The organism is Pseudomonas sp. (genome assembly GCF_030696055.1).
Lineage (GTDB): Bacteria > Pseudomonadota > Gammaproteobacteria > Pseudomonadales > Pseudomonadaceae > Aquipseudomonas.
This window is the reverse complement of the sequence record NZ_JAUYNP010000238.1, coordinates 1-8,907: the sequence shown is the minus strand read 5'-3', so window position 1 is coordinate 8,907 and position 8,907 is coordinate 1. Positions and strand designations below refer to the sequence as shown.

Below are 8,907 nucleotides of genomic sequence, written 5' to 3'. Positions count from 1 at the left end.
GCAAGCTGCTCGACGAAGGTCGTGCTGGCGAGAACTGCGGCGTTCTGCTGCGCGGTACCAAGCGTGACGACGTTGAGCGTGGCCAGGTTCTGGTTAAGCCGGGTTCGGTCAAGCCGCACACCAAGTTCACTGCAGAAGTTTACGTGCTGAGCAAAGAAGAAGGCGGTCGTCATACTCCGTTCTTCAAGGGCTATCGTCCGCAGTTCTACTTCCGTACTACTGACGTGACGGGTAACTGTGAGTTGCCAGAAGGCGTTGAGATGGTAATGCCGGGTGATAACGTGCAAATGACCGTTACCCTGATCAAGACTATCGCGATGGAAGACGGTCTGCGTTTCGCTATTCGTGTAGGCGGTCGTACCGTCGGCGCCGGTGTAGTAGCCAAGATCATCGAGTAATCGGTTGATCTGTCCCTGTCGGGCCGGCATAATGGTCGGCCTGATTTTGTTTTAGGTCAGTAGCTCAATTGGCAGAGCGACGGTCTCCAAAACCGTAGGTTGGGGGTTCGATTCCCTCCTGACCTGCCATTTTCTTATGAATCTGGCGCGTCTTTTTACAGGATTCTCGTAAATGAATGCTAAGGCTGAAGCCAAAGACTCACGCTTTGATCTGATCAAGTGGTTGGCGGCTGCCGCGCTTGTGGTGGTTGGCGTGGTTGGTAATCAGTACTTCTCTGCCGAGCCGATTCTGTACCGCGTATTGGTCCTGCTGGTGATTGCTGCTGTTGCAGGCTTTGTTGCGTTGCAAACCTCGAAAGGTCAGGCCTTTCTGGTGTTGGCAAAAGAGGCGCGCGTCGAGATTCGTAAAGTTGTTTGGCCGACCCGTCAAGAAACTACACAGACCACGCTGATTGTTGTGGCTGTTGTTTTGGTGATGGCGCTGTTGTTGTGGGGGCTTGATTCCCTGCTCGGCTGGTTGATTTCGTTGATTGTCGGTTAAAGGTGTCCCGTGGCTAAGCGTTGGTACGTTGTGCATGCTTACTCGGGTTACGAGAAGCATGTTATGCGCTCGCTGATCGAGCGTGTAAAGCTCGCTGGAATGGAAGATGGCTTTGGCGAAATTCTCGTCCCTACTGAAGAAGTAGTCGAGATGCGCAATGGCCAGAAGCGTAAGAGCGAGCGTAAGTTCTTTCCGGGTTATGTCCTGGTGCAGATGGAGATGAACGAGGCGACTTGGCACTTGATCAAGGATACGCCGCGCGTCATGGGCTTTATCGGTGGTACTGCCGATAAGCCGGCTCCAATCACTGAAAAAGAAGCGGATGCAATCCTCCGTCGTGTTGCCGATAGCGGTGACAAGCCAAAGCCGAAGACCTTGTTCGAGCCGGGTGAAATGGTGCGTGTGACCGATGGTCCGTTCGCTGATTTCAGTGGTGTGGTTGAAGAAGTGAATTATGAGAAGAGCCGAATCCAGGTGGCGGTGACCATTTTTGGTCGTTCGACGCCGGTCGAGCTGGAGTTCAGTCAGGTCGAAAAGGCATAACTGACAAAAGCATCCCTTACCCCGCAGCCCTAGGCTGCGGGGTTTTGTCGTCACTGGGATAAACAGGTAATAACCGGGGAGCCGTCAGGCGCTAGAACCCGCATTTGGAGTAGCTCATGGCTAAGAAGATAACGGCTTATATCAAGCTGCAAGTAAAGGCTGCACAAGCCAACCCAAGCCCGCCTGTTGGCCCGGCTCTGGGTCAGCACGGTGTGAATATCATGGAGTTCTGCAAGGCGTTCAACGCCCGCACCCAGGGCATGGAACCTGGTCTGCCGACTCCAGTGATCATCACTGTTTATAGCGACCGTAGCTTCACCTTTGAAACCAAAAGCACCCCGGCTTCGGTTCTGCTGAAGAAGGCTGCTGGCTTGACCAGTGGTTCGGCTCGTCCGAACACCGTCAAGGTTGGCACTGTGACTCGTGCTCAGCTGGAAGAGATCGCCAAGACCAAACAGGCTGATCTGACCGCCGCCGATATGGACGCTGCCGTGCGTACTATCGCTGGCTCCGCTCGCAGCATGGGCCTGAACGTGGAGGGTGTGTAATGGCTAAGTTGACTAAGCGTCAAAAGGCAATCGCTGAGAAGGTTGAAGCTGGTAAGGCTTATAACTTCGTTGAAGCTGCCGCTCTGCTGGCTGAACTGTCGGCAGTTAAGTTCTCTGAGTCCGTTGATATCGCCGTTAACCTTGGCGTTGACCCGCGTAAATCCGACCAGGTTGTTCGTGGCGCTACCGTGCTGCCGAACGGTTCGGGCAAGAGCGTTCGCGTTGCCGTGTTCACCCAGGGTCCAGCTGCTGAGGCCGCTCTGGCTGCCGGCGCTGACCGCGTAGGCATGGACGATCTGGCTGCTGAAATGAAAGGCGGCGATCTGAACTATGACGTGGTTATTGCTTCCCCGGATGCAATGCGCGTTGTTGGTCAGTTGGGTCAAGTGCTGGGTCCGCGTGGCCTGATGCCGAACCCGAAGGTCGGTACCGTTACCCCTGACGTTGCCACTGCCGTCAAGAATGCCAAGGCTGGTCAAGTACGTTTCCGTACCGACAAGAACGGCATCATTCACGGTTCGGTTGGCAAGGTCGGTTTCGATGCCGAGAAGCTGAAGCAGAACGTTGAAGCCCTGATTTCCGACCTCAAGCGTCTGAAGCCATCGACTTCCAAAGGTATCTACGTTAAGCGCGTGACCCTGAGCACCACCATGGGTCCAGGCCTGATCATCGATCAAGGTTCGCTCGACGCGTAATAAATGTGGGCGGCGCAGATGATTGCGTCGCCCTGAAAAAATTGGGGTCCCTGCCTGGCGGGGGCTATCCAAGACCGTAGGCGGCGCAAGCCTTAAACCTCAAGCCTACGCAGCTGGTGCTCCCGATTCCTTACCGAATCAGACACCAAAACGCCGTCCAGCCTCGGTTGGGCGATACGGTAACAAGCAGGAGTTTTACCCGTGGCAATTAAACTCGAAGACAAGAAGGCCATCGTCGCTGAAGTCAACGAGGCTGCCAAAGCTGCCCTTTCCGCTGTCGTGGCTGATGCCCGTGGCGTGACTGTAGGTGCTATGACCGGACTCCGTAAAGAGGCCCGCGCATCTGGCGTGTACGTACGTGTTGTACGTAACACCCTGCTGCGCCGCGCCGTTGAAGGCACTCAGTTTGACGTGCTCAACGACGTGTTCAAAGGCCCGACCCTGATTGCGTTCTCCAATGAACATCCGGGCGCTGCTGCCCGTATCTTCAAAGAGTTCTCCAAGGGTCAGGACAAGTTCGAGATCAAAGCAGCTGCGTTCGAGGGTCAGTTCCTCGCAGCCAATCAGATCGACGTACTGGCAACTCTGCCGACTTACAACGAAGCGATTTCTCAGCTGATGAGCGTGATGCAAGGCGCCACCAGCAAGTTCGTTCGTACTTTGGCGGCTGTTCGCGACCAGAAAGAAGGCGTTGCAGCCTAATAAGGCCGCATAACCTCTTTCAATCTTATTTGTTTAATTTGATGGCCGCGAAGGCTGTCCCCCAATACAGGAATTAGAGTCATGGCTCTGACCAACGAAGACATCATCAACGCCGTTTCCGACATGTCCGTGATGCAGGTTGTAGAACTGATCAAGGCAATGGAAGAGAAGTTCGGTGTGACTGCCGCCGCTGCTGCTGGCCCGGCTGCTGCCGTTGCTGTTGTCGCTGAAGAACAAACCGAATTCAACGTGATGTTGCTTGAAGCCGGCGAGAAGAAAGTAAACGTGATCAAGGCTGTTCGCGAGCTGACCGGTCTGGGCTTGAAAGAAGCCAAGGCTGTGGTTGACGGCGCTCCTGGCATGGTTCTGGAAGCTGTTGCTAAAGACGCAGCTGACAAAGCCAAGGCTTCCTTGGAAGAAGCTGGCGCCAAAGTCGAGCTCAAGTAAGCGACGACCTTGCGTCTACAGCCGGAGCGACTCGCGTAAGGCTGATGGCTGGTGGCTTTTGCCACCGGCCTTTTTCCGTTCTAGGTCGGCTAATCATTGGCTGGCCTCGAATGGGAAATACCCGCCCGATGTGGCGGCGCAAACCTAGGGTTTGCAAGAGTTTCTGGCAACTCCCGTCGGAGGGGCCAAATAAGCAGGTGACCAAGCTGGGGAACGCTGATGGCTTACTCATATACTGAGAAAAAACGTATCCGCAAGGACTTTAGCAAGTTGCCGGATGTCATGGATGTGCCTTATCTCCTGGCCATCCAGCTGGATTCGTATCGCGAATTCCTGCAGGCAGGGGCGACCAAGGACCAGTTCCGCGACATTGGCCTGCATGCGGCCTTCAAGTCTGTTTTCCCGATTATCAGCTATTCCGGCAATGCTGCTCTGGAGTATGTCGGTTATCGCTTGGGCGAGCCGGCTTTTGATGTCAAAGAATGCGTACTGCGCGGCGTGACCTTCGCTGTGCCGCTGCGGGTAAAAGTCCGTCTGATCATTTTCGACAAAGAATCGTCGAACAAAGCGATCAAGGACATTAAAGAGCAAGAAGTTTACATGGGGGAAATCCCCCTGATGACCGAGAACGGTACCTTCGTTATCAACGGTACCGAGCGCGTTATCGTCTCCCAGTTGCACCGCTCCCCGGGCGTATTCTTCGACCACGACCGTGGCAAGACCCACAGCTCCGGCAAGCTGCTGTACTCCGCGCGGATCATTCCGTACCGCGGTTCCTGGCTGGACTTCGAGTTCGACCCGAAGGACGCCGTATTCGTGCGTATCGACCGTCGCCGCAAACTGCCGGCCTCGGTACTGCTGCGCGCGCTGGGTTACAGCACCGAAGAAGTACTGGACGCCTTCTATGCGACCAACATATTCCACGTGAAGGGCGAGTCCCTCAACCTGGAACTGGTACCGCAGCGTCTGCGTGGTGAAATCGCCGTTCTCGACATCCTCGACGAGAAGGGCAAGGTCATCGTTGAGCAAGGCCGCCGTATTACCGCGCGCCATATCAACCAGCTGGACAAGGCCGGCATCAAAGAGCTGCAAGTACCGATCGATTACCTGATCGGTCGCACCACGGCCAAGGCCATCGTGCACCCGGCTACCGGCGAAATCATCGCCGAGTGCAACACCGAGCTGAACGTCGAGATCCTGGCCAAAGTGGTCAAGGCTCAGGTCGTACGCATCGAGACGCTGTACACCAACGACATCGATTGCGGTCCGTTCATCTCCGATACCTTGAAGATCGACAGCACCACCAATCAGTTGGAAGCGCTGGTCGAGATCTACCGCATGATGCGTCCTGGCGAGCCGCCAACCAAGGATGCTGCCGAGACCCTGTTCAACAACCTGTTCTTCAGCGCCGAACGTTACGACCTGTCGGCCGTGGGCCGGATGAAGTTCAACCGTCGTATCGGTCGTACCGAGATCGAAGGTTCCGGCGTACTGAGCCGCGAAGATATAGTCGAGGTCCTCAAGACCCTGGTCGACATCCGTAACGGTAAAGGCATAGTCGACGACATCGACCACCTGGGTAACCGCCGCGTTCGTTGTGTCGGCGAGATGGCCGAGAACCAGTTCCGTGTTGGCCTGGTGCGCGTCGAGCGTGCGGTCAAGGAACGCCTGTCGATGGCCGAAAGCGAAGGCCTGATGCCGCAAGACCTGATCAACGCCAAGCCGGTTGCGGCGGCGGTGAAAGAGTTCTTCGGTTCCAGCCAGCTCTCGCAGTTTATGGACCAGAACAACCCGCTCTCCGAGATCACCCACAAGCGCCGTGTTTCGGCTCTTGGCCCGGGCGGTCTGACCCGTGAGCGCGCCGGCTTCGAAGTCCGCGACGTACACCCGACCCACTACGGCCGCGTGTGCCCGATCGAGACTCCTGAAGGTCCGAACATCGGTCTGATCAACTCGTTGGCCGCCTACGCGCGCACCAACCAGTACGGCTTCCTCGAGAGCCCGTACCGTGTGGTGAAAGACACCCTGGTGACCGACGAAATCGTGTTCTTGTCCGCCATCGAAGAGGCCGATCACGTGATCGCCCAGGCTTCGGCGACCATGAACGACAAGGGTCAGCTGGTCGATGAGTTGGTGGCCGTGCGTCACCTCAACGAATTCACCGTTAAGGCACCTGAAGACGTCACCCTGATGGACGTATCGCCCAAGCAGGTAGTTTCGGTTGCCGCTTCGTTGATTCCGTTCCTCGAGCACGACGACGCCAACCGTGCGTTGATGGGTTCGAACATGCAGCGTCAGGCTGTACCGACCCTGCGCGCCGACAAGCCGCTGGTAGGTACCGGCATGGAGCGCAACGTGGCGCGCGACTCCGGCGTGTGCGTCGTGGCTCGCCGTGGCGGCGTGATCGACTCGGTCGATGCCAGTCGTGTGGTGGTTCGCGTCAATGACGACGAAGTTGAAACTGGCGAAGCCGGTGTCGACATCTACAACCTGACCAAATACACCCGCTCCAACCAGAACACCTGCATCAACCAGCGTCCGCTGGTGAGCAAGGGTGACAAGGTTGAGCGCAGCGACATCCTGGCCGACGGCCCGTCCACCGACATGGGTGAACTGGCACTGGGGCAGAACATGCGCGTCGCGTTCATGCCGTGGAACGGTTACAACTTCGAAGACTCCATCTGCCTCTCCGAGCGCGTGGTGCAAGAAGATCGTTTCACCACCATCCACATTCAGGAACTGACCTGTGTGGCGCGTGACACTAAGCTCGGTTCGGAAGAAATCACTTCCGACATCCCGAACGTCGGTGAGTCCGCGCTGAACAAGCTGGACGAAGCGGGCATCGTGTATGTCGGCGCTGAAGTGGGCCCAGGTGACATTCTGGTCGGCAAGGTCACGCCGAAAGGCGAAACCCAGCTGACTCCGGAAGAGAAGCTGCTGCGTGCGATCTTCGGTGAGAAGGCGTCCGATGTTAAGGACACCTCCCTGCGCGTGCCGACTGGCACCAAGGGTACTGTCATCGACGTGCAGGTCTTCACCCGCGACGGCGTTGAGCGTGATGCTCGTGCCCTGTCGATCGAGAAGAGCCAGCTCGACGAGATCCGCAAGGATCTCAATGAAGAGTTCCGCATCGTTGAAGGCGCGACCTTCGAGCGTCTGCGTTCCGCCCTGGTTGGCAAGAAAGCCGAAGGCGGCGCTGGCCTGAAGAAAGGCGCGGAGATCACCGACGAGTTCCTCGACGGCCTCGAACGCGGCCAGTGGTTCAAGCTGCGCATGGCCGACGACGCCCTCAACGAGCAGCTGGAAAAGGCCCAGGCCTACATCTCCGACCGCCGTCAGCTGCTCGACGACAAGTTCGAAGACAAGAAGCGCAAGCTGCAGCAAGGCGATGACCTGGCGCCGGGCGTGCTGAAAATCGTCAAGGTCTACCTGGCAATCCGTCGCCGCATCCAGCCGGGCGACAAGATGGCCGGTCGTCACGGTAACAAGGGTGTGGTCTCGGTGATCATGCCGGTCGAAGACATGCCGCACGACGTCAACGGTACGCCGGTCGACATCGTCCTCAACCCGCTGGGCGTACCCTCGCGGATGAACGTCGGGCAGATCCTCGAAACCCACCTGGGCCTCGCGGCCAAAGGTCTGGGCGAGAAGATCAACCGCATGCTCGAAGAGCAGCGCAAGGTCGCCGAGCTGCGTAAGTTTATGCAGCAGATCTACAACGAGATCGGCGGCCGTCAGGAAAACCTGGATGAACTGAGCGATCAGGAAATCCTCAACCTGGCGAAGAACCTGCGTGGCGGTGTGCCGATGGCCACTCCGGTGTTCGACGGTGCCAAGGAAAGCGAGATCAAGGCCATGCTCAAGCTGGCGGATCTGCCAGAGAGCGGCCAGATGCGCCTGATCGACGGCCGTACTGGTAACCAGTTCGAGCGTCCGACCACCGTTGGCTACATGTACATGCTGAAACTGAACCACCTGGTGGACGACAAGATGCACGCGCGTTCCACGGGTTCCTACAGCCTGGTTACCCAGCAGCCGCTGGGTGGTAAGGCGCAGTTCGGTGGTCAGCGCTTCGGTGAGATGGAGGTCTGGGCACTGGAAGCCTACGGCGCCGCCTACACCCTGCAGGAAATGCTGACCGTGAAGTCGGACGACGTGAACGGCCGTACCAAGATGTACAAAAACATCGTGGACGGTGATCACCGTATGGAGCCGGGCATGCCCGAGTCCTTCAACGTACTGATCAAAGAGATCCGTTCGCTGGGTATCGACATCGATCTGGAAACCGAATAACACGTGACGCGAATCGAGAGCGGGGCTGCACAGCCCGCTCTCTGCTCCGCCAGGAGGAAAGGCCTTGAAAGACCTACTGAATTTGCTGAAAAACCAGGGTCAAGTCGAAGAGTTCGACGCCATCCGTATCGGATTGGCCTCGCCTGAGATGATCCGTTCGTGGTCGTTCGGTGAAGTTAAAAAGCCGGAAACCATCAACTACCGTACGTTCAAGCCTGAGCGTGACGGCCTGTTCTGCGCCAAGATCTTTGGCCCGGTAAAGGATTACGAGTGCCTGTGCGGTAAGTACAAGCGCTTGAAGCACCGCGGTGTGATCTGCGAGAAGTGCGGCGTTGAAGTGGCACTGGCCAAGGTTCGTCGTGAGCGCATGGCGCACATCGAACTGGCTTCGCCGGTTGCCCACATCTGGTTCCTCAAGTCGCTGCCGAGCCGTATCGGTTTGCTGATGGACATGACCCTGCGTGATATCGAGCGCGTGCTCTATTTCGAGAGCTATGTCGTTATCGATCCGGGCATGACCACCCTGGAGAAGGGCCAGCTGCTGAACGACGAGCAGTACTTCGAAGCGCTGGAAGAGTTCGGCGACGATTTCGATGCCCGCATGGGTGCCGAAGCTGTCCGTGAACTGCTGCACGCTATCGACCTGGAACACGAGATTGGCCGTCTGCGCGAAGAAATTCCGCAAACCAACTCCGAAACCAAAATCAAAAAGCTGTCCAAGCGTCTGAAGTTGATGGAAG

At 57.2% G+C, this 8,907-nt stretch carries 8 protein-coding genes, 1 tRNA gene and 1 pseudogene; all 10 read left to right on the top strand.

The window, feature by feature from the left end; translation table 11 throughout:
- A partial coding sequence (locus Q8Q83_RS14030; protein WP_305624695.1) for an elongation factor Tu occupies positions 1 to 398 on the top strand: 398 nt, incomplete at its 5' end.
- A 53-nt stretch (positions 399 to 451) separates the two neighbouring features.
- Positions 452 to 527: transfer RNA gene (locus Q8Q83_RS14025), tRNA-Trp, on the top strand.
- A gap of 43 nt (positions 528 to 570) precedes the next feature.
- Positions 571 to 939: a preprotein translocase subunit SecE gene (gene secE, locus Q8Q83_RS14020; protein ID WP_305624693.1), complete on the top strand. Its 369-nt coding sequence runs from the start codon at positions 571 to 573 to the stop codon at positions 937 to 939.
- Positions 940 to 948: 9 nt separating this feature from the next.
- Entirely contained in the window at positions 949 to 1,482 is a 534-nt protein-coding gene (gene nusG / locus Q8Q83_RS14015) for a transcription termination/antitermination protein NusG (protein ID WP_305624691.1), read from the top strand.
- 116 nt (positions 1,483 to 1,598) lie between these two features.
- Positions 1,599 to 2,030 carry a 50S ribosomal protein L11 gene (gene rplK, locus Q8Q83_RS14010; RefSeq protein WP_069522401.1) on the top strand — a complete coding sequence of 144 codons (432 nt, stop codon included), beginning with the start codon at positions 1,599 to 1,601 and terminating at the stop codon, positions 2,028 to 2,030.
- The gene (gene rplA / locus Q8Q83_RS14005) at positions 2,030 to 2,725 is read left to right on the top strand and encodes a 50S ribosomal protein L1 (RefSeq protein WP_274087698.1); all 696 of its coding nucleotides are present in this window, start codon (positions 2,030 to 2,032) and stop codon (positions 2,723 to 2,725) included. Before rplK ends, rplA begins: the two co-directional genes overlap by 1 nt.
- 201 nt (positions 2,726 to 2,926) lie before the next feature.
- A complete protein-coding gene (gene rplJ, locus Q8Q83_RS14000; protein ID WP_255837026.1) occupies positions 2,927 to 3,427 on the top strand; it encodes a 50S ribosomal protein L10 in 501 nt (166 codons plus the stop codon).
- A gap of 81 nt (positions 3,428 to 3,508) precedes the next feature.
- Positions 3,509 to 3,874 carry a 50S ribosomal protein L7/L12 gene (rplL, locus tag Q8Q83_RS13995; protein ID WP_305624687.1) on the top strand — a complete coding sequence of 122 codons (366 nt, stop codon included), beginning with the start codon at positions 3,509 to 3,511 and terminating at the stop codon, positions 3,872 to 3,874.
- 219 nt (positions 3,875 to 4,093) lie between these two features.
- Complete coding sequence (gene rpoB, locus Q8Q83_RS13990; RefSeq protein ID WP_305624685.1) at positions 4,094 to 8,167, top strand: DNA-directed RNA polymerase subunit beta; 4,074 nt, start codon at positions 4,094 to 4,096, stop codon at positions 8,165 to 8,167.
- Between the two features lie 64 nt (positions 8,168 to 8,231).
- Positions 8,232 to 8,907, top strand: a pseudogene (locus tag Q8Q83_RS13985) (DNA-directed RNA polymerase subunit beta'); the annotation flags it as partial.

Excerpts from the sequence above, each read along its gene's own strand:
- secE (WP_305624693.1), top strand. The coding sequence starts at position 571 with ATGAATGCTAAGGCTGAAGCCAAAGACTCACGCTTTGATCTGATCAAG.
- rplK (WP_069522401.1), top strand. The coding sequence starts at position 1,599 with ATGGCTAAGAAGATAACGGCTTATATCAAGCTGCAAGTAAAGGCTGCA.
- rplA (WP_274087698.1), top strand. The coding sequence starts at position 2,030 with ATGGCTAAGTTGACTAAGCGTCAAAAGGCAATCGCTGAGAAGGTTGAA.
- rplL (WP_305624687.1), top strand. The coding sequence starts at position 3,509 with ATGGCTCTGACCAACGAAGACATCATCAACGCCGTTTCCGACATGTCC.
- rpoB (WP_305624685.1), top strand. The coding sequence starts at position 4,094 with ATGGCTTACTCATATACTGAGAAAAAACGTATCCGCAAGGACTTTAGC.